Here is a 19,948-nt window from a genome sequence, read left to right on the forward strand (position 1 = left end):
ACCGGTTATTCACCGGTGCCTGCCGTATTCATTATAGAATCTGGCGATGATTATTCTTGGCATCGATCCTGGCCTGCGCACGACCGGCTTTGGGGTCATTGAAAAACACGGCAACAAGCTGCGCTATATCGCGTCGGGTACCGTCAAGACGGGTTCCGAAGGGGAATTGCCGCCGCGCCTGAAGGTCATCCTGCAAGGCGTGGGCGAAATCGTCGGCACCTACCAGCCCGATTGCGCGGCCATCGAAAAAGTGTTTGTCAACGTCAATCCCCAATCGACCTTGCTGCTGGGCCAGGCGCGTGGCGCGGCCATCTGCGCGCTCGTCAACGCCGACCTGTCGGTGGCCGAATACACGGCGCTGCAAGTGAAACAGGCCGTCACGGGCCACGGCAAGGCGGCCAAGGAGCAGGTGCAGGAAATGGTGTCGCGCCTGCTGTCCTTGCCCGGCTTGCCCGGCACGGATGCGGCCGATGCCCTGGGCGTGGCCATTTGCCATGCCAACAGCATCGATGCGCTGGCCATGCTCGGCGCGCTGGCGCCCCAGCTGCAGGGGCTGCGCATGAAGCGCGGCCGTTTAGTGGGATAGCTGCATGGCCCTCATATATATATACACAACATTAGGAACACGCGATGATAGGCCGTCTCTCCGGTATTTTGCTTGAAAAGAATCCGCCACAATTGCTGGTCGATTGCCAGGGCGTCGGCTATGAAGTCGACGTGCCGATGAGCACTTTTTATAACTTGCCCCACGTGGGTGAAAAAGTCGTGCTGTTCACGCACCAGGCCATCCGCGAAGATGCGCATTTGCTGTTTGGTTTCGGCAATGCGGCCGAGCGGGCCGTATTCCGCCAGTTGATCAAGATCACGGGCGTGGGCGCGCGCATGGCCCTGTCGATTTTGTCCGGCATGACGATTGCCGACCTGGCCCAAGCCATTACCCTGCAGGATTCCGGCCGCCTCGTGAAAGTGCCGGGCATCGGCAAGAAGACGGCCGAACGTTTATTACTGGAATTGAAGGGCAAGATCGGTGCCGATCTTGGCCCGCTGGGCGCGCATGCGGCGCCGGACGCCCAATCGGACATCCTCAACGCGCTGGTCGCGCTCGGCTATTCGGACAAGGAAGCGCTGGCGGCCGTGAAAAACGTGCCGGCTGGCAGCGGTGTGTCCGACGGCATCAAACTGGCGCTGAAAGCGCTGTCGAAAGGCTGATAGGGCATGAGCATCCAGACCGACAGCTTCACGGAACAGCGCATCATCGATGCGGCGCCCATTTCGCACAACGAAGAGGCCATCGAACGGGCCTTGCGCCCGAAGCAACTCGATGAATACGTAGGGCAGGAAAAGATCCGCGACCAGCTGGAAATTTTTATTACGGCCGCGCGCCAGCGCAAGGAAGCGCTCGACCACACTTTGTTGTTCGGCCCGCCTGGCTTGGGCAAGACGACCCTGGCGCACATCATCGCGCGCGAAATGGGCGTCAACCTGCGCCAGACCTCCGGCCCCGTGCTGGAGCGTCCGGGCGACCTGGCGGCGATCCTGACGAACCTGGAAGCGAACGACGTCCTGTTCATCGATGAAATCCACCGCCTGTCGCCTGTCGTGGAAGAGATTTTGTATCCGGCGCTTGAGGATTATCAAATCGATATCATGATCGGCGAAGGCCCGGCCGCCCGTTCCGTGAAACTCGATCTGCAACCGTTTACATTAGTGGGCGCCACCACGCGCGCCGGCATGCTGACCAATCCGCTGCGCGACCGCTTCGGTATCGTCGCCCGCCTGGAGTTCTACAACACGGGCGAGTTGACGAAGATCGTCACGCGCAGCGCCGCCTTGCTGAAGGCGCCCATCGATCCGGAAGGTGCGCACGAAATCGCCCAGCGCGCGCGCGGCACGCCCCGCATCGCCAACCGCCTGCTGCGCCGCGTGCGCGACTTCGCGGAAGTCAAAAGCAATGGCGAGATCACCAAGGTGGTGGCCGACCGCGCGCTGGCCATGCTCGACGTCGATTCCGCCGGTTTCGACGTGATGGACCGCAAGCTGCTCGAAGCCGTGCTGTTCAAGTTCGGCGGCGGCCCCGTCGGTATTGGGAATCTGGCGGCAGCCATCGGCGAAGCGGCCGATACCATCGAAGATGTGCTGGAACCGTACCTGATACAGCAAGGTTTCCTGCAGCGCACGCCCCGTGGCCGTGTCGCCACGCCGGCCGCGTACCTGCACTTCGGCGTCAGCGCGCCGCGCATGGGTCCCGGCGGCGAAGCGTGGGAATTGTGATGGCGGAAGGCAGCCAACAGACTGCGCCGGGCATGCAGATCTGGATCGACGCCGATGCCTGTCCTGTCGTCATCAAGGAAATTTTGTACAGAGTCGCCGACCGCCTGGAGTTGCCGCTCACCCTGGTGGCCAACCAGGGCTTGCGCGTGCCGCCTTCGCGTTTCATCCGCACCGTGCAAGTGCCGTCCGGCGCCGACGTGGCGGACCAGGAAATCGTGCGGCTGTTGAATCCCGGCGACCTCGTCATCACGGGCGACATCCCGCTGGCCGCCGACGTGCTGACGAAGGGCGGTTTTGCGCTGAACCCGCGTGGCGAGTTTTACACGAAGGACAATATCGCCCAGCAACTGACGATGCGCGCCTTCATGGAAGAATTGCGCAGCGGCGGCGTCGACACGGGCGGCCCGGCCGCCTTCAGCCAGTCGGACCGGCAACAGTTCGCCAACAGCCTGGACCGGCATTTGAGCAAGCATCACCGCAAGCCGGCGTAAAGCGGCAGGCGAAAAAAAACCGGCGCAAGCCGGTTTTTTTACATGTGCGTGAAACTTAGCGTGAAACTTTTCGCGTGCCCACCACTTCCACCGTCACGCGGCGGTTCTTGGCGCGCCCGGCGGCGCTCGTGTTGTCGGCCACGGGCTGCGTTTCTCCCTTGCCTTCCGTGTAGACGCGGTTCGTTTCCACGCCTTGCGCCACCAGGTAAGCCTTGACGGCTTCGGCGCGGCGCTGCGACAGTTTCTGGTTGTAGGCGTCCGGACCGACGGCATCCGTATGGCCCACCGTGACGATGACTTCCAGGTCCATGCCATTCAACTGGCCCAGCAACTGGTCCAGCGCCGCCTTGCCTTGCGGCTTGAGCGTCGATTGATCGAAATCAAACAGCGCTTCCGCGGCAAATGATACTTTTTCCGAGACGGGTGCCGGCTTTACCTCGGCCACGGGGGCCGGTATGGTTTCGCTGATGGGCGGCAATGCCACTTGCGGCGCCGGCTGGTAGGCGGGCGTGGCGCTGGCCGGGCGGCCCAGTTTATACACGAGGCTGACGGAATACAGGTCCGCATCGCCGCGGTTGCCGACGGCGTCGTTCAAGCGATAGCGCTCGACTTCGCCGCGCAGGGCCAGCGCTTCGCTGAACTTGTATTCCAGGCCCAGGCCCAGCTTGGCGTTGAGTTTGCGCTCGCTGGCATGCGTGTTGGCCGAACCCAGCAGGCGGTTGCCGCTGAACTCCGTATTCGTCTTGGTGTAGTGCATGCCGACCCGGCCCAGCAGGGACAGGCGCTGCGACAGCGGCAACTGGCCCAGCAAGTCCAGGTTCACGCCGCGAAAGCCCGCTTGTCCGTTCAGCACGCCGTTGCCGCTGGTAGTCGACTGGAAATCGAACTTGCCCAGGTCAAAGTAGCCCGCTTCCACGGCGACATACTGGTTCAGTTGCCGGCCGACAAACAATTTATAGCCCGTGTCGCGCTCGTCCTTGGCAAAACCGGTGACGGTTTCGCCGTTGGCGGCCAGGCTGGCGCGCAGACGCGGTTCGTCGATGGTGGCGCGCGACTGGCCCACGCCCGCGCCGAGGTACCAGGCGCTGTTGGCCCAGTCCGGGTTGATGAAAGTGTTGTCCTGCGCCTGCGCCGCTTGCGCTGCCAGCAGCGAGGCCGTCATCACGCTCAGGGCGCCCAGTGTGTGTGCGATAGTCATGGTCATGTCCTGATTATTTGGTGATCTGGTTGTTGCGCAGGGTAACGGCGGCAGCCGTCAGCACGCGGCCGTTGAGCAGGGTCGTGTTGTCGCCCACCGTGATCGCTGCCGACTGGCCCAGGATATTGCCCTTGAAGACGCTGTTCGCGGCCAGGGTGGTCGGGCCGACGGGCAGCCAGCTGACGTTGTCGGCCGTGGCGCCATTGTTCAGGGCCACCACCGAATTGACGGTCGAATCGAGCGTCAGCGCCGTGCGGAAGATATACACGCCGGGGCCGTTCAGGGTCAAGGTACCCGTGATGCTGATGGCGCCCGCATAGCAATACACGCCGGGGCCGAAGGTCTGGCCGCCCAGGTCGATGCCGCCGGCAAAGCTGACGTCGCAAGTGCGGCTGTTGCCGTCCGTGATCGCCGCTTGCAAATCCGTCATGGCGCCGGCCAGGATGGCGCCCGACTTGTAGTTGGTAAAACCTGCCGCCTGGGTCGGGTCGACCGTTTGCGACGGCGCGCCGACGTCGCCTGTGATCAGGGTGGTACCGCCCGAATTGTTCGTGATCGAAGTGCCGGCCAGCACGCCGAATGGCGCCGCGCGGCCCAGGATGATCGGGTTCAGGACGGGCGGGATGGCGACGGCGGTGACGGTCAGCAGCGCGCTGCCCGACTGGCCGCCGGCCGTGGCCGTGATATTGCTGGTGCCGGCGGCGATGCCCGTGGCGACGCCCGTGTTCAATACCGTGGCATTGGCGACGGTGCCCGAGGTCCAGGCGGCGCTATTGGTGATGATGGCGTTCGAGCTGTCCGAATACGTTGCCGTGGCAATGAATTGTTGCTGGGTGCCGACCGCGATGCTGGCGGTGGCCGGCGTGACGGCGATGCTGACGATGGTGGCGGCAGGCACGGTGACGGTGGTGCTGGCCGTCTTGCCGTTGAAGCTGGCATTCATGACGCTGCTACCAAAGGCAACGCCGGTGACGAGGCCATTGCTGGCGACACTGGCGAAAGCGGGCGTGGCGGCAACGAAGCTGCTGCCGGCCGTGACGTCGGCGGTGCTGCCATCCGAATACGTGGCAAGGACGGCCAGCTGGCGCGTCGCGGCGACGGGGATGATGGGGTTTTGCGGCGTGACGGCGATAGCCAGCAAGGTCGCTGGCGTGACGGTCAGCACGGTGCTGGCCGTGAGCGTGCCCGTGGTGGCCGTGATCTGCGTCGTGCCGGCAACTTTGCCCAGGGCCAGGCCGGTGGCGGCGATGCTGGCCGTGGCGGGACTGGCCGAGGCAAAGGTCGAGACGGCCGTGACGTCGCGCGTGGCGCCATCGCTGAAGCTGCCGCTCACCGTGAATTGCTGCGTTGCGCTGATGGCGATCGATGGCGCGAGCGGCGTGATGGCGATGGCCGTCAGGGTGGCGGGCGAGACGGTCAACTGGGCCGCCGCGCTCTTGCCGCCGAACGCGGCTGCGATAGCCGAGGTGCCGGCAGCAATGCCGGTGCTCAAGCCCGTGGCGGCATTGACGGTGGCATTGGCCGGCGTGGCCGACGTCCAGGCCGACTTGGCGCTGACGTCTTGCGCGGAGCCGTCGCTGTACGTGGCGATGGCCGTGAATTGCTGGCCCGCACCGATGGCGACCGTGGCCGTGGCGGGCGTGACTGCCAGGCTGGACAGGGTGGCGCCCGGCAAGCCGAGGATGGGATCGCGCCCCTGGTCGCCGCCGCCGCAGCCGGCGAGGGCGGTCATGGCCAACAAACCTGCCGAGACGAGCAGCGGGGTCAGATATCGCTTGAAGAGATTCATATAGTTCCTTTGTGCATGGCAGTCATTGCCGGGCATCCGCGGATGGGGTCATCCGGCAGAGCCATGCCGCCTTTCGCTACAGGGCGATGGCGTCACAGGCATGCACTATTTCATTTAGGAAATTTCAAGTATGTTCGGTGGCGCGCATAGCTTGCCCGCACGTGGAAATACGCGGGAATGCGAGGAATTTGGCCTGGAAAACAACAGGTTTGCCGCAAGGGGGCACAAAAAAGCCGGCGCAGGGCCGGCTTCATCAGGGCAGGGCGTGCGTTGATTACTCTTCGCGCACCCATGTTTGCGAGCGGCCAAACATCGGCACGCCGACATAGCCGCGCACTTGCAGCTTGGTGCCGCCTTCGATCAGCTCGGCCTTGCTCTTGTAGACCTTGCCGCTGGCCGGGTCCGTGATTTCGCCGCCCGTCCATTCCTTGCCGTCATATTTCAGGCCGGACAGGATCACCAGGCCGATGATGGGCTGGTCCTTGTTGGCGCCCGTGCATTTGTCGCACTTGGGATTTTGCTCTTCATTCGGGCCACGGAACAGCTTTTCGATCTTGCCTTGCAAGACGCCGTTGCTTTCCGTGATGACGACGAGGGATTTCGGCTTGCCGCTGGCGTCGTCGATGGTTTTCCACGTGCCGACGGGGGTGTAGTTGCCGTCGCGCGCGGCGGCGCTGCCGGCGATGGCCAGGGCGGCCATCATGATGCTTGCTGTGACGCTTGCTTTGAAAATTTTATGCATTGCTAGTCTCCAATGGTTTTTTTGATCGGGTCACGAACAGTGTATATACCAAGGCAAGACCAGCCATCCTGCGCGGCGTCACGGATGACGCCGCGCAATCTTTCCAAACTTGCCTTATGCGCTGGCTAGTTTAGCAAACTGTTCGCGCAGTTTTTCAATTGTCGCCGAAAAACTGAGCAAACGCTCGTTTTCTTGCGCAACGATGGCGGCAGGGGCGCGCGCGACGAAACTTTCATTGCCCAATTTGCTGTTGACCTTGGCAATTTCCGCTTCGATGCGGGCGATTTCCTTGCCCAGGCGCTCGCGTTCGGCAGCCACGTCGATTTCCACTTTCAGCATCAGCTTGGTAGTGCCGACGATGGCGACGGCCGCAGGCGAGTCCGGCAACGCATCGACGATCTGCACTTCGGCCAGCTTGCCCAGCGACTGGATGTACGGTGCGTACGACGCCAGCGCTTCTTTCTCGCTGGCATTGCCTGCCTCGACGATCAGCGGCACGCGCACGGATGGCGAGATCTGCATTTCGCCGCGCAGGTTGCGCGTGGCATCCGTCAAGGCTTTCAGCTGCAGCATCCACGCTTCGGCCGACTCGTCGATCTTGTCGGTGTTGGCGATCGGATACGGCTGCATCATGATCGAATCGCCCTCTGGCTTGAGCGTCTTGCCGGCCAGCGGCGCCACCGTTTGCCACAACGCTTCCGTGACGAACGGAATGATCGGATGGGCCAGGCGCAGCACCACTTCCAGCACGCGCAGCAGGGTGTGGCGGGTGGCGCGCTGCTGGCCTTCCGTACCTTGCTGTACTTGCACCTTGGCGACTTCCAGGTACCAGTCGCAATACTCGTCCCACACGAATTTGTAGATCGATGCGGCGATATTGTCGAAACGGAAGTCTTCGAAGCCCTTGGCCACGTCCAGTTCCGCTTTTTGCAGCAGGGAAATAATCCACTTGTCTGCTTGCGACAGATCAACGTCGTTCGCCGTGCAATCCTTGCCTTCCGTGTTCATCATGACGAAACGGGTGGCGTTCCACATCTTGTTGCAGAAGTTGCGGTAGCCTTCGCAGCGGCCCAGGTCGAAATTGATGTTGCGGCCCAGCGATGCATAGCTGGCCATGGTGAAGCGCACGGCGTCCGTGCCGTAGGCCGAAATGCCTTCCGGGAATTCCTTGCGCGTGGCCTTGGTGATCTTTTCCGCGTCGCGCGGGTTCATCAGGCCCGTGGTGCGCTTGACGATCAAGCCTTCCAGGTCGATGCCGTCGATCAAGTCGATCGGGTCCAGGGTGTTGCCCTTCGACTTGGACATCTTCTGCCCTGTCGAATCGCGCACGAGGCCGTGCACGTAGACGGTTTCAAACGGCACCTTGCCCGTGAAGTGCGCCGTCATCATGACCATGCGCGCGACCCAGAAGAAGATGATGTCGAAACCCGTCACCAGCACGGACGACGGCAGGAAGGCCTTCATGTCCGGGGTTTCTTCAGGCCAACCCATGGTCGAGAACGGCACCAGCGCCGACGAGAACCACGTGTCAAGCACGTCGTCGTCGCGTTTCAGCGGGCCCGTGCTGCCGGCGGCCAGCGCCTTGGCTTCCGCTTCGGCTTGCGTTTTCGCAACAAAGATATTGCCGGCGTCGTCGTACCACGCCGGGATTTGATGGCCCCACCACAGTTGGCGCGAGATGCACCAGTCCTGGATGTTGTTGAGCCACTGGTTGTAGGTAGTGCTCCAGTTTTCCGGCACGAACTTGATTTCGCCGTTGGCGACCTTGTCCAGCGCCGTTTCCGCGATCGACTTGCCGGGGAAGAAAGTGCCTTCCGGGGCCGGCTTGCTCATGGCGACAAACCACTGGTCCGTCAGCATCGGCTCGATGACGACGCCCGTGCGGTCGCCGCGCGGCACCATCAGCTTGTGGGGCTTGACTTGCTCCAGCAAGCCTTGCGCGTCCAGGTCGGCGACGATCTGCTTGCGCGCGGCGAAGCGGTCCATGCCGCGGTACGCTGCCGGCGCATCGTCCGTGATCTTCGCGTCCAGGGTCAGGATGACGATTTGCGCCAGCTTGTGGCGTTGGCCCACGGCGTAATCGTTCATGTCGTGCGCAGGCGTAATCTTCACGCAGCCCGTGCCGAATTCCTTGTCGACGTATTCGTCGGCGATGATGGGGATTTCGCGGTCCGTCAGCGGCAGTTTCAGCATCTTGCCCACCAGCGCCGTGTAGCGCTCGTCCGTCGGATCGACGGCCACGGCCACGTCGCCCAGCATGGTTTCAGGACGGGTCGTCGCCACCGTCAGGAAGCCGCTGCCATCGGCCAGCGGGTATTTGATGTACCACATGGAACCGTCTTCTTCCTCGGACACCACTTCCAGGTCCGAGACAGCCGTGCCCAGCACGGGGTCCCAGTTGACGAGGCGCTTGCCGCGGTAGATCAAGCCTTGCTCGAACAGGCGCACGAAGACGTCGGTGACGACTTTCGAGCGCGGTTCATCCATCGTGAAGTATTCGCGCTGCCAGTCGGCCGACGCGCCCAGGCGGCGCATCTGGCCGGTGATGATGGAACCGGATTTTTCTTTCCATTCCCACACTTTTTCCACGAATTTCTCGCGGCCCAGGTCATGGCGCGAAATCTTTTGTGCGTCCAGCTGGCGTTGCACGACGATTTGCGTGGCGATGCCCGCGTGGTCGGTGCCGGGAATCCAGGCCGTGTTGTGGCCCAGCATGCGGTGGTAGCGGGTCAGGCCATCCATGATGGTCTGGTTGAACGCATGGCCCATGTGCAGGGTGCCGGTGACGTTCGGCGGCGGCAACTGGATGCTGAAGGAAGGTTTTCCGGCATCGAGGGTGGCGGTGAAGTAACCGCGCTGTTCCCACTCGGTGCGCCAGAATTGTTCAATGTCGGCGGGCTCGAAAGACTTGGCTAATTCCATGATTTGGCGTGTGATTGGCAAAAGGAACCATTATAAGGGGTGCATAAAGCATGCGCAGCAAATAGCGGCCCTGGATGCGCCGAAAAGCCGCGCACGATTGAGCAATATTGCTTCATTGTATTTTTTCTAAGCTATCATATTTGCAACATTACTTGAAAGCCCAGACTATCATGAAAAAAATGTGGCAATTGGCCGTGCTCGGCGTCGGATTGGCTGCCGGCGGCGCATGCGCCGGCGTTCCGGAAGGGGTGGCGGCTTTCCAGGCCGGGCGCTGCAGCGAGGCCGTGAGGCAATTGAGCGGACCGGCGCAAGGTGGCGATGTCGAGGCGCAAAAAGTCCTCGCCGATATCTACCTGGGCGAGCAAGGATGCCGGGACGTGGCGCGCAGCGAGGCCGAAGCCGAGCGCTGGTATCTGCTGGCGGCCAAGGGGGGCGATCGCGCCGCGCAGAAGGCGCTGGTTTTCATGTATGCATACGCGCCGGGCCGCATGCGCAATCCCGCGCGCGCGCGGCCCTGGCTGGGCGTCATGGCCGCGCAGGGTGACGGCAAGCCGCTGCAGGAACTGGCGCAAATGCATGAACGGGGTGAAGGAGGGCCGGTCGACCGGGTGCTGTCGTACGCGCTCAACCTGCTGGCGCAGCAAGACAAGGAGTGGAGCGGCGCGGCCGCGATGGAGAAGTCCCTGCCGGCGCAGCGTGACAGGATGTCGCCGGACCAGGTCGACGAAGCCGTGCGCCTGGCTGCCGGCTGGAAGCGGGGCGCACCCTTACCGGCGATGTCGCTGACGGGACAGCGTTCGCCGCAGGACTGGTACCGCCGCGCCGCCGAGGGCGGCGACATGGAAGCCGCCTACCAATTGGGCTTGCTGTGCTGGAAAGGCACGGGCGGCCTGGATGAACCGCAGGCCGCCCGCTGGCTGCGCAAGGCCGCCGAAAGCGGCAGTGCCAAGGCCCAGTTGCAGCTGGCTGTTCTGTATGGAGAGGAGGCGGGCGTGCCGCAGGACTATGTGCTCGCTTCCATGCTGAGCCAGTTGGCGGCGGCGGGCGGCGCGGCGGAGGCCGGCGACGTCGTGGCCCGCTGGGCAAAGAAATTGAATGCGGCGCAACACGCCGAGGCGGATCAGCTGGCGCGGGCATGGAAGGTGGGCATGCCATTGCCGCAGGTCTCCGTGCACGGCATGGAACGCTTGATCAATTATGTGCACGAGGCACGCAACAAGCTGCCGCCGACGCCAGAGGTGACGGCGCTGTTCAAGGCTGCCAGAGAGGGCGATGAAGCGGCCTTCGGCAAGCTGCTTGCCGGTGTCGCCGAGCCGGGCAACTATGCGATCGACAGGCTTCCCTTGCTGAACTATTTGATCTTGCCCCCATCCGGCATGTTCAAAGCCGAAGCGGCATGGCTGAAGGCGCAAACGTGGCGGGACGACGATCAGGAGCGACTGGCGCAAGCGTCGGAGCCGGCCCGCCGCCAGGCGCTGCGTGAGCGGCACGCCGCGCTGTTGCCCACCAAGCTGCGCATGATGACGCTGCTGTTGCAACGCGGCGTGCCGCTCGGCGAAGGCGATACGCTGTACCACGCCGCACCCCTGCATCTGGCTGCCCTGTATGGCAATGCCGCGATGGTGCGCCTGTTGCTGGCCCATGGCGCCGATGCGCGGCAATACGGCGGCGAAAACCAAACGATGGCGCCGCTGGAATACGCCTTGCAGCAGGAGGATGCGGGCATCTTGCCGGAATTGATCGACGCGAATGAACGGACGGCCAGCATGATCGCCTTGCTCGACGCAGGCGCGGGCCGGCCATATTTACTGGTAGATCAGTATCTGGCAGAGAAAAAAGCCAAGAAAGGCGGGGCTGCGCAGCCAGCCGAACGGCCGCTGGCCGATTCGTTGACATGGGGGCGCTTGCTGCGCCTGACGCGCGGCACTGAAGTGCTCGACAAAATGCTGGCCACCGGCACCACGCCGAATATTGATGAGCAGGACAAGTCGCTGTACGCCTATGCCGCCGAAGCGGGCAACGCCGGCGTGCTCGATTGGCTCAAGCAGCGCGTGCCCCGGCATGACGCGAAGGGCAAGGACCGCTGGCTCGATGCCGCGATGCGCGCCATGTACAACCATCAACCGGCGTCCGAAGACGTGCTGCGCCAACTGGTGGTGCCCGGCATGCCATGGCAGCAAGTCGGCCCCGCCGCCGAAGAGTCTTACAAGGGACAGGGGGCGGCGCTCGATTCGCGGCGCCTGGAAAAGGAGACGCTGCTGTGGCATGCCGTGCGCAGCCAGCGGCCAGACTGGGTCACCCGCCTGGCCGCGATGGGCGCGCCCGTCGTCAGCGACGGCTATCTTCCGCCCTTGCTGGCGGCCGTCGAAAATGGCGACGCGGCGATGGTCAAGCTGCTGCTGGGCCTGGGCGCCGATCCGCAGGCCGGGGGGATTTCCGTGTTGAAGATGGCGCAGCAACGGGCGTCGACGTCGGAAAACAAAGCCGTGCTGGCCGCGTTGCGGGCGGCTGCCGCGGCGCGCTAGCATCCGGCAGCCGCACCGCTGCACAAGGCAGGGACAAGGCCGCCAGCCTGCCGCCGCAATAGCGTTCGCCTGGTGACCGGCATGCGCCGCCTTGGGCGGCGACAGCGCTGTGTTTTGGCGGCCTGGCGAGTCGTTTTACTGCAACAGAACGGGGATCAAGGCGCTGCCGATGCTATAATGCCGGCCTCGGCGCCTCCTGCCTCATCCTTGCGGACGGCGCCTGCAGACGCGGTTGTATCAACGTTTCATATCCAACACGCGCCCGCGTCTCAAGGCCAGCGCATCCGCGATGCCAGCCACCTTCAGCGCGTCCCCTTCGGGCCGGGCGCCTGAGCCACGCGCACCGCCAGCGGTGCACCATTCACGGCGGAATACCGCGCGCCATCGTCTTTATCGGCCGCGCCGCCACAGCTTAGCCAGGAATGTTGTTATCTGGCCCGTCGTCTTTCGATACGGCATGTAACTACGGCGCGCCTTGACGCCTGTGGCCGCGCCATGGCCGCGCGCTTTCCCGGTTTTGCCTTTACAAGGAAACCAGCATGAAAAAACTCTCGATCAGTGTCGGCCTCGTTTCGACCATCGCCACCCTGGGCGCCTTGCCCGCCGCCCACGCCCAGTCGTCCACCGGCCCGTCGTCAGTGACCCCGTCGTCAGTCACCATGTATGGCTTGATGGATGCGGGCCTGGTGCAGGAAGGCGGCGTCAGCAAGCTCACCAGCGGCGTATCGGCCGGCTCGCGCCTGGGCTTGCGCGGTACGGAATCCCTGGGCAATGGCTTGCACGCCGTGTTCACCCTGGAAGCGGGCGTCCTGAGCGACTCGGGCCGCTCCGACCAGGCGGGGCAATTGTTCGGCCGCCAGGCGTTTGTCGGCATCGACAGCCCGTTGGGCATGCTGACCGTGGGCCGCCAGTACAACCTGCAAAGCCAGGCACTGACCGACGTGGCCGACCCGTTCGAGGGCGGCCTGGCCGGCGCGGCGACCAACCTGGCCGGCTATTCGGCCACGCGCATCGACAATACCGTGCGCTACACCTCGCCGGAATGGCGCGGCGTGACGGGCACCGTCATGTATGGTGCAGGCGAGCACACGGGGATTGCGGCAGATCAACGTTCGCTGGGCCTGGCATTGGGTTATGTCAACGGCCCCCTGACCTTGCGCCTGGCGCGCCAGAGCCGTGCCGGCGAGCCGGGCAAGGCCGACGTGAATAACACCATTCTGGCCGGTAATTACAACTTTGGCGTGGCCACGGCGTTTGCCGGCTATGGCCGCAACACGGGCGATGGCAGCAGCATGTTCTTTGCGGAAAATCCGTACGGCGCGGCGCAGGCGCCGGCCCAGTCCACCGACAGCCGCGACGCCATCGTCGGCGTCTCCGTGCCGCTGGGCGCGACGACCCTGCTGGCCTCGTATGTGCGCAAGGATGACCGCGATGCGGCCAACCGCGACGCGCAGCAGCTGGCCATCGGCGCCACGTATGCCTTGTCCAAGCGCAGCAAGGTGTATGTTGCCTACGCGCATATCCGCAACCGCAACGACGCCGCCTACATGGTGGGCAATGCAACCGAAGTGGGCAGCGGCAACCGCGCCTTCAACATCGGCTTGCGGCACGCGTTTTAAGCGGGCAGCATGTTGCCTTCGAGCAGCAATGTCTCGAAAGCGGCGGCGGCCAGGGGGCGGCTGAACAAATAGCCTTGCATCTGGTCGCAGCCGTGCTGGCGCAGGAAGTCCAGCTGCTGCGCCGTTTCCACGCCTTCGGCGATCACTTTCAGGCGCAGGCTGTGCGCCAGCGAAATGATGGCGCGCACGATGGCCGCGTCATCGTCACTGTGCGTGATGTCGCTGACGAAGGTTTTGTCGATTTTCAATACGTCGATGGGGAAATGGCGCAGGTAGGCCAGGCTGGAGTAGCCGGTGCCGAAGTCATCGATGGACAGTTGCACGCCCAGTCCCTTCAGCTTGGCCATGATGACCGTGGCTTGTTCCACGTCATGCATGACCATGCTTTCCGTCAATTCCAGTTCCAGGTGGGCTGCATCGAGTCCCGTGTCCGCCAGCGCCTGCGCCACCGCGTGCAGCAGGTTCTTTTGCTTGAATTGCCTCGCCGACAGATTGACGGCCAGGCGCAGCGGGCCATGGCCGGCCAGCTGCCAGGCACGCGCCTGGGCGCATGCCGTGCGCAGCACCCAGTCGCCGATGGGCGTGATCAAGCCCATTTCCTCGGCCAGGCCGATGAAGCTGGCCGGCGGAATCCGTCCCAGCTGCGGGTGGGTCCAGCGCAGCAGCGCTTCCATGCCCACCACCGTGCCGCTGGCCAGATCCAGCTGGGGCTGGTATTCGAGGTGGAATTGCCCCCGCTCCAGGGCGTGGCGCAACTCGCTCTCCAGTCCCAGCCGTTCCAGTGTGCCCGTATTCATGCTCGCGGCATAGAATTGCCAGTGGCCCCGTCCCTGTTCCTTCGCGCGGTACATGGCGATGTCGGCGTGTTTGATCAGGGTGTCGGCATCGTCGCCATCGTCGGGATACACGGCCACGCCCATGCAGCAGCTGAGGAAAAATTCATATTCGCCCAGTTGCAACGGTTGCGTCACGGCGTCCTGGATGCGCTGCAGGATGGCCACGCCCGGTTCGCCATTGCCATGCTGGGGCAACAACAGCACGAATTCGTCGCCGCCCAGGCGCGCCACGGTGTCGACTTCGCGCGTCGCGTCGCGCAGGCGCTCGGCCACGCTTTTCAGGACCAGGTCGCCCGCATCGTGGCCCAGGGTATCGTTGACGAATTTAAAGCGGTCGAGGTCGATGAAAACCACCCACAGGGGCAGGCCGCTGCGCCGCGTCACGGCCATCGCCTGCTCCAGCCTTTCGCGCAGCAGGGCCCGGTTGGCCAGGCCCGTCAGGATATCGTGCCTGGCCTGAAATTCCAGTTCCTGTTCGAAACGCATGACGGTGCTGATGTCGTATTGCGCTACGACAAAGTGGCTGACGGGGCCATCGCCATCGTCGCGCACGGGAGCGACGAACAGCTCGCTCCAGTAGCAGCTGCCATCCTTGCGGAAATTGCGCACGATGGCCTTGCCTTCGCGCTGTTCGCGCAGGGCCGCCGTAATGGCGTGCATGTCTTGCCGCCCTTGCTCCGGACCTTGCAAGTCTTCCAGACGCTGGCCGATGACTTCGCCGGCCGCATAGTCGGTGATGCGTTCGAAGGCGGGGTTCACGTATTCGATCAGGTAGCCGGGCGCGTCGGCGCTGCACAGGATGATGGCATTGGCCGACACTTCGATGATGCGTTCGCGCAGCCGCAGCGACTTTTCATTGTGCATGCGCGCGGCGATGTCTTCGGACAGGCGCAAATTGGCAAACTGCAGCGCCGCCGTGCGTTCGCCCGTGATGCGGGCAATCACGGAATTGCGCGACACCAGCTGATACACATACGCGGCCGCCAGCAGGCTCGACAGCAGACCGCCCAGCAGCACGTACAGCGAGCCGCGGTGGTTGGCGTCCAGGCCCATGCCTTTGGCCGGCAGCAGGGCGGCGCCCAGGGTGTGCGCGCTGGCGTGGTACTGCAGCAGCAGCCGGGTGCTTTCCGACTCGATCTGGCGCGCCGAGGCGTAGCACAGGGCCGTCAGACACAGTCCGAACGCCAGGGTGAGCAGGGCCGAGGTGGAAACGGAAATGGAGATGCGCTTGAAGAATGATTGCATGGTGACGTCCCGTGGCAGCGCCGGTGCCGATCCATGATCAGGCAGGCCGGGCAGTGACTGACTGTAGGGCGGGCGGCGAAATACCGTCCGTTCGCTACCGAACGGACGGCCATGCCGGCAAGAAATATAGTCGGGGCACCGTGCCAGCGCTGTGTTACGCTGCACCACATGGCGGCCCTCGTTCGGACGCCTTTCATCGATCCCCTAGCTGACGACTGGAAACCAGGAAACCTGCCCATGTCGAGTCCGCATGCCCAGCTGCACAACCCGAATCAAAACCATTTGCTCGCCGCCATGCTCGACGCCGATTTCGCGCGCCTGGCCCCGTACCTGGAGCAAGTGTCGATGCTGCTCGGCGACGTGATCTACGATTCGGGCGACAAGCTGCAGCATGTGTATTTCCCCACCACGGCCATCGTTTCCATTCATTACCTGTTGGAAAATGGCGGTTCGTCGGAAATTGCCGGTGTCGGCAATGAAGGCGTCGTGGGCGTGTCGCTGTTTATGGGCGGCAACTCGACGCCGAGCCGCGCCGTCGTGCAGACGGGCGGCGTCGGCTACCGGCTGAAGGCCCATTTGCTGATGGAAGAGTTCGACCGCGCCGGTCCCGTCATGCGCTTGCTGCTGCGCTATACGCAGGCGCTGATCACGCAAATGTCGCAGACGGCCGTGTGCAACCGCCACCATACGGTGGAGCAGCAGCTGTGCCGCTGGCTGCTGCTGACCATGGACCGCTTGCCGAACCGCGAGCTGACGATGACGCAGGAGTTGATTGCCAACATGCTGGGCGTGCGCCGCGAAGGCGTGACGGAAGCGGCCGGGCGCCTGCAGCAGCGCGGCTTCATCAGCTACCGGCGCGGCCATATTTCCGTGCTGGACCGCGCCGGCCTCGAAGGCCATGTGTGCGAATGCTATGGCGTGGTCAAAAAGGAATTTGCGCGCCTGCTGTCGGACGTGCGCCAGCGCCAGTCTTCCTGAAGACCGCACTGCCTCGTATTCTTATCGTTGTCATAGCCCGGGCTACCTCATGCAATCTGTCGAAAACATTCCCCCGCGCGCACCGTCGCGCTGGCCCATGGCGCTGGCGTTTTCCTTCAGCGCCGTCGCGCTGCTGGCCGTCGGCGTACTGGCCTGGCGCGCGCCGTTCGAGACGGCTTGCGTCATCGACGCGCTGGTCTTCTTGCTGCTGATGCTGCTCGTGGCGCTGTACCGGCGCACAGTGGCGGCCAGCCTGCCGCGCCAGCTGCTCAAGGCGGGCGCCTTGCAGGATGCGATTTTCAACAGCGCCAATTTCTCGTGCATCGCCACCGATGCGCAGGGCGTGATCCAGATTTTCAATGTGGGCGCCGAACGCATGCTCGGTTATGCGGCGAGCGACGTGGTCGACAAGCTGACGCCGGCCGGCATTTCCGACGCGCAAGAAATCGTCGCGCGCGCGGCCGCCCTCAGCGCCGAACTCGACACCGTCATCACGCCGGGCGTGGAAGCGCTCGTCTTCAAGGCCACGCGCGGCATCGAAGACATCTATGAACTGACCTACATCCGCAACGATGGCAGCCGCTTCCCCGCCATCGTTTCCGTGACGGCCTTGCGCGATGCGCAGAGCAAGGTCATCGGCTACTTGCTGATCGGCACCGACAATACGGCACGCAAGCAGGTCGAGGCGGAACAGGCGCTGCTGGACCAGCGCCTGCGCGAACAGCAGGCGTACACGCGCTCGCTCGTCGAGACCAACAATGCCGAGCTGAAGAAGGCGCGCCTGGTGGCGGAAAAGGCCAACCGCGCCAAGTCCGAATTCCTGTCGAGCATGAGCCACGAATTGCGCACGCCGCTGAATGCCGTGCTGGGCTTTGCGCAACTGATGGCGTCCGACGTGCCGCCGCCCACCGTGCCGCAGCAGCGCTCGATCGAGCAGATCCTCAAGGGCGGCTGGTATCTCTTGCGTTTGATCAATGAAATCCTCGACCTGGCCATGATCGAATCGGGCAAGGTGACGTTGTCGCAGGAAGCGATGTCCCTGCTCGACGTGCTGCAGGATTGCCAGGCGATGATCGCGCCGCAGGCGGAAAAGCGGGGCATCAGCCTGCATTTCCCCCGCTGCGGCGAAGCCTACTTCGTGCATGCGGACCGCACGCGCGTGAAACAGGTGATGATCAACCTGTTGTCGAACGCCATCAAATACAACCAGGGCGGCGGTTCCGTCACCGTCGACTGCAGCCAGCGCGGCGCCAAGGTGCGCGTCAGCGTGCGCGACAGCGGCGCCGGCCTCGATGCGGGGCAGGTGGCGCAGCTGTTCCAGCCCTTCAACCGCCTGGGACAGGAAAACAGCACGGAAGAGGGCACGGGCATCGGCCTCGTCGTCACCAAGCAGCTGATTGAATTGATGGGCGGCACCATCGGCGTCGACAGCACGGTCGGCGTGGGTGCCACCTTCTGGTTCGAGCTGGCCGCCAGCAGCGCGCCGGCACTGATGCTGGGCGACGGCGATGCGCTGCCGCAGGCGCAGGAGGCGCAGGAAAGCCAGCGCACCTTGCTGTACGTGGAAGACAATCCCGCCAACCTGGCGCTGGTGGAGCAATTGATCGCCCGCCGCAGCGACTTGAAGCTGCTGACGGCCATCGATGCGCACCTGGGCATCGACCTGGCGCGCACGTATCAGCCGGACGTGATCTTGATGGATATCAACCTGCCCGGCATCAGCGGCTATGGCGCCCTGCATATCCTGCACGACGATCCGCTCACGAAACACATTCCCGTGATGGCCCTGTCGGCCAACGCCGTGCCGCGCGACATCGAAAAAGGCCTGGAAGCGGGCTTCTTCCGTTACCTGACCAAGCCGATCAAGGTCGTCGAATTCATGGATGCGCTCGACGTGGCCCTGCACCATGCGGCCGCGCACGGCCTGGCCGACGACACTCATGCAGTACGCTAATTCAGCATTTATTTTTAGGAATACCGCTATGCTTCAAGCCACCGAGATCCTGAACGCCAGCATCCTCATCGTCGATGACCAGGAGGCCAACGTCATGCTGCTGGAACAGGTGCTGCGCAATGCCGGCTATACGCGCATCACCTCCACCATGGACCCGCAAGCCGTGCGCGCGCTGCACCAGCAGCACCGCTACGACCTGATCCTGCTCGACTTGCAGATGCCGGAAATGGATGGTTTTGAAGTCATGGAAGGCTTGCGCGACCTCGAGGCGGGCAGCTATCTGCCCGTGCTGGTCATCACGGCCCAGCCGGGCCACAAGCTGCGCGCGCTGCAGGCGGGCGCCAAGGATTTCGTCAGCAAGCCCTTCGACCTGGTGGAAGTCAAGACGCGCATCCACAACATGCTGGAAGTGCGATTGCTGTACCAGAAGCTGGCCGAATACAACAAGTCGCTGGAACAGATGGTGGAAGTGCGCACGGCGGAGTTGCGCGAAAGCGAAGCGCGCTTCCAGCGCTTCACGGAACTGTCGTCCGACTGGTACTGGGAACAGGATGCGCAGGGCAACTTGACGCGCTTTTCCGGCCCCGTGGCTGAAATGCTGGGTATCGGCAGCGAGGAAGAGCCGCAGCGTTGGAACGCGGCCGAACGCGCCTCGCTCGACGCCAAGATTGCCGCAAGGGAACCGTTTCTCGACTTTATCTACAGCCGCGCCAACCTCGACGGCAGCACGCAATACCTGCAGGTGAGCGGCGAACCGATGTTCGACACGGGCAGCCGTTTCATCGGCTACCGCGGCATCGGCCTCGATGTCACGGAGCGCCATCGCAGTGCCTGATTTATACTGGGCGCCATCGATACAGACCAGGAAAAATCATGACCGACAAATCTCCCTCCTACTGGTTCCCCGCCAAGACCTATGGCTGGGGCTGGGGCTTGCCCATCACCTGGCAAGGCTGGCTGGTGTTCCTGGCCGCGCTGGCGCTGTTCGCCTGCGGCGCCTTCCTGTTCCCCCCGCAAACCATGCTGGTCGGCTACATCGTCTATGAAGTGGCCATCGTTGCCGTGCTCATTTTCATCTGCCAGCTGAAGGGCGAACCGACCAGCTGGCGCTGGGGCAAGAAGAAATAAGCGCGCTGGCGTCTGTTGCAATGCAGCAGATGCGCAAAGACGACACCTGCAAGAAATCATCTGGCCACGCGGCGCGAACCGCGTATAATTGGCTCGCTGCCGCAAGGCGGCAAACGCTAGGGGTCCTGCCTTTCGCTGTGGAAACACGGTGCAAGCGCGGGTGAGAAATACCCTCCGAACCTGATCTGGATAATGCCAGCGAAGGGAAGCTTTAGGATGACTGCACCCCGCCTTTCCGCGTGCGCAATTC

General features: G+C 63.6%; 15 protein-coding genes and 1 riboswitch. Of the genes, 10 read left to right on the plus strand and 5 right to left on the minus strand.

Features of this window, described 5'->3' with window-relative positions; translation table 11 throughout:
- Window positions 1-46: 46 nt before the first annotated feature.
- The 4 genes from ruvC to O0881_RS26055 are packed head-to-tail and all read left to right on the plus strand — an operon-like array spanning window position 47 to window position 2,762.
- Window positions 47-586, plus strand: coding sequence for a crossover junction endodeoxyribonuclease RuvC (ruvC, locus tag O0881_RS26040; RefSeq protein ID WP_289913592.1), 540 nt, complete (start codon window positions 47-49; stop codon window positions 584-586).
- Window positions 587-630: 44 nt separating this feature from the next.
- Window positions 631-1,209: a Holliday junction branch migration protein RuvA gene (gene ruvA / locus O0881_RS26045; RefSeq protein WP_034784779.1), complete on the plus strand. Its 579-nt coding sequence runs from the start codon at window positions 631-633 to the stop codon at window positions 1,207-1,209.
- 6 nt (window positions 1,210-1,215) lie between these two features.
- Window positions 1,216-2,271 (plus strand): Holliday junction branch migration DNA helicase RuvB, encoded by a 1,056-nt coding sequence (ruvB, locus tag O0881_RS26050; protein ID WP_034749202.1) that lies wholly within the window; start codon window positions 1,216-1,218, stop codon window positions 2,269-2,271.
- 32 nt (window positions 2,272-2,303) lie between these two features.
- Window positions 2,304-2,762, plus strand: a complete 459-nt coding sequence (locus tag O0881_RS26055) for a YaiI/YqxD family protein (protein ID WP_099668247.1) — start codon at window positions 2,304-2,306, stop codon at window positions 2,760-2,762.
- A gap of 55 nt (window positions 2,763-2,817) precedes the next feature.
- Here O0881_RS26055 and O0881_RS26060 read toward each other — a convergent pair whose 3' ends face one another.
- The 4 genes from O0881_RS26060 to O0881_RS26075 all read right to left on the minus strand — a co-directional run bounded on the left by O0881_RS26060 (window position 2,818) and on the right by O0881_RS26075 (window position 9,413).
- Window positions 2,818-3,960 (minus strand): OmpA family protein, encoded by a 1,143-nt coding sequence (locus O0881_RS26060; protein ID WP_289913593.1) that lies wholly within the window; start codon window positions 3,958-3,960, stop codon window positions 2,818-2,820.
- Window positions 3,961-3,973: 13 nt separating this feature from the next.
- On the minus strand, window positions 3,974-5,749 hold the full coding sequence (locus tag O0881_RS26065) for an ice-binding family protein (RefSeq protein WP_289913594.1): 1,776 nt from the start codon (window positions 5,747-5,749) through the stop codon (window positions 3,974-3,976).
- A 274-nt stretch (window positions 5,750-6,023) separates the two neighbouring features.
- A complete protein-coding gene (locus O0881_RS26070; RefSeq protein ID WP_099665508.1) occupies window positions 6,024-6,491 on the minus strand; it encodes a DUF2147 domain-containing protein in 468 nt (155 codons plus the stop codon).
- A gap of 114 nt (window positions 6,492-6,605) precedes the next feature.
- Window positions 6,606-9,413, minus strand: coding sequence for a valine--tRNA ligase (locus O0881_RS26075; RefSeq protein WP_289913595.1), 2,808 nt, complete (start codon window positions 9,411-9,413; stop codon window positions 6,606-6,608).
- A 170-nt stretch (window positions 9,414-9,583) separates the two neighbouring features.
- Between O0881_RS26075 and O0881_RS26080 the strand changes: the two genes are divergently transcribed.
- Both O0881_RS26080 and O0881_RS26085 read left to right on the plus strand, forming a co-directional pair.
- Entirely contained in the window at window positions 9,584-11,938 is a 2,355-nt protein-coding gene (locus tag O0881_RS26080) for an ankyrin repeat domain-containing protein (RefSeq protein WP_289913596.1), read from the plus strand.
- A gap of 539 nt (window positions 11,939-12,477) precedes the next feature.
- Complete coding sequence (locus tag O0881_RS26085; RefSeq protein WP_289913597.1) at window positions 12,478-13,557, plus strand: porin; 1,080 nt, start codon at window positions 12,478-12,480, stop codon at window positions 13,555-13,557.
- On the opposite strand, the gene O0881_RS26090 is transcribed toward O0881_RS26085, so the two are convergent.
- Window positions 13,554-15,638 carry an EAL domain-containing protein gene (locus tag O0881_RS26090; RefSeq protein WP_289913598.1) on the minus strand — a complete coding sequence of 695 codons (2,085 nt, stop codon included), beginning with the start codon at window positions 15,636-15,638 and terminating at the stop codon, window positions 13,554-13,556. The two genes, O0881_RS26085 and O0881_RS26090, sit on opposite strands and share 4 nt — an antisense overlap.
- A gap of 237 nt (window positions 15,639-15,875) precedes the next feature.
- On the opposite strand from O0881_RS26090, the gene O0881_RS26095 reads away from it, so the two are divergent.
- Genes O0881_RS26095 through O0881_RS26110 form a run of 4 tightly spaced genes read left to right on the plus strand, consistent with a single transcriptional unit; the run spans window position 15,876 to window position 19,698 of the window.
- Window positions 15,876-16,616, plus strand: a complete 741-nt coding sequence (locus tag O0881_RS26095) for a Crp/Fnr family transcriptional regulator (RefSeq protein ID WP_099665503.1) — start codon at window positions 15,876-15,878, stop codon at window positions 16,614-16,616.
- A 49-nt stretch (window positions 16,617-16,665) separates the two neighbouring features.
- A complete protein-coding gene (locus O0881_RS26100; RefSeq protein ID WP_289913599.1) occupies window positions 16,666-18,570 on the plus strand; it encodes an ATP-binding protein in 1,905 nt (634 codons plus the stop codon).
- Between the two features lie 28 nt (window positions 18,571-18,598).
- Window positions 18,599-19,405 (plus strand): response regulator, encoded by an 807-nt coding sequence (locus O0881_RS26105; RefSeq protein WP_289906797.1) that lies wholly within the window; start codon window positions 18,599-18,601, stop codon window positions 19,403-19,405.
- Window positions 19,406-19,443: 38 nt separating this feature from the next.
- Window positions 19,444-19,698, plus strand: coding sequence for a hypothetical protein (locus O0881_RS26110; RefSeq protein ID WP_077399591.1), 255 nt, complete (start codon window positions 19,444-19,446; stop codon window positions 19,696-19,698).
- 108 nt (window positions 19,699-19,806) lie between these two features.
- Window positions 19,807-19,922: riboswitch (TPP riboswitch) on the plus strand.
- Window positions 19,923-19,948 lie beyond the last annotated feature (26 nt).

The sequence above is a fragment of the Janthinobacterium sp. SUN100 genome (assembly GCF_030397705.1).
Taxonomy (GTDB): domain Bacteria; phylum Pseudomonadota; class Gammaproteobacteria; order Burkholderiales; family Burkholderiaceae_D; genus Janthinobacterium; species Janthinobacterium kumbetense.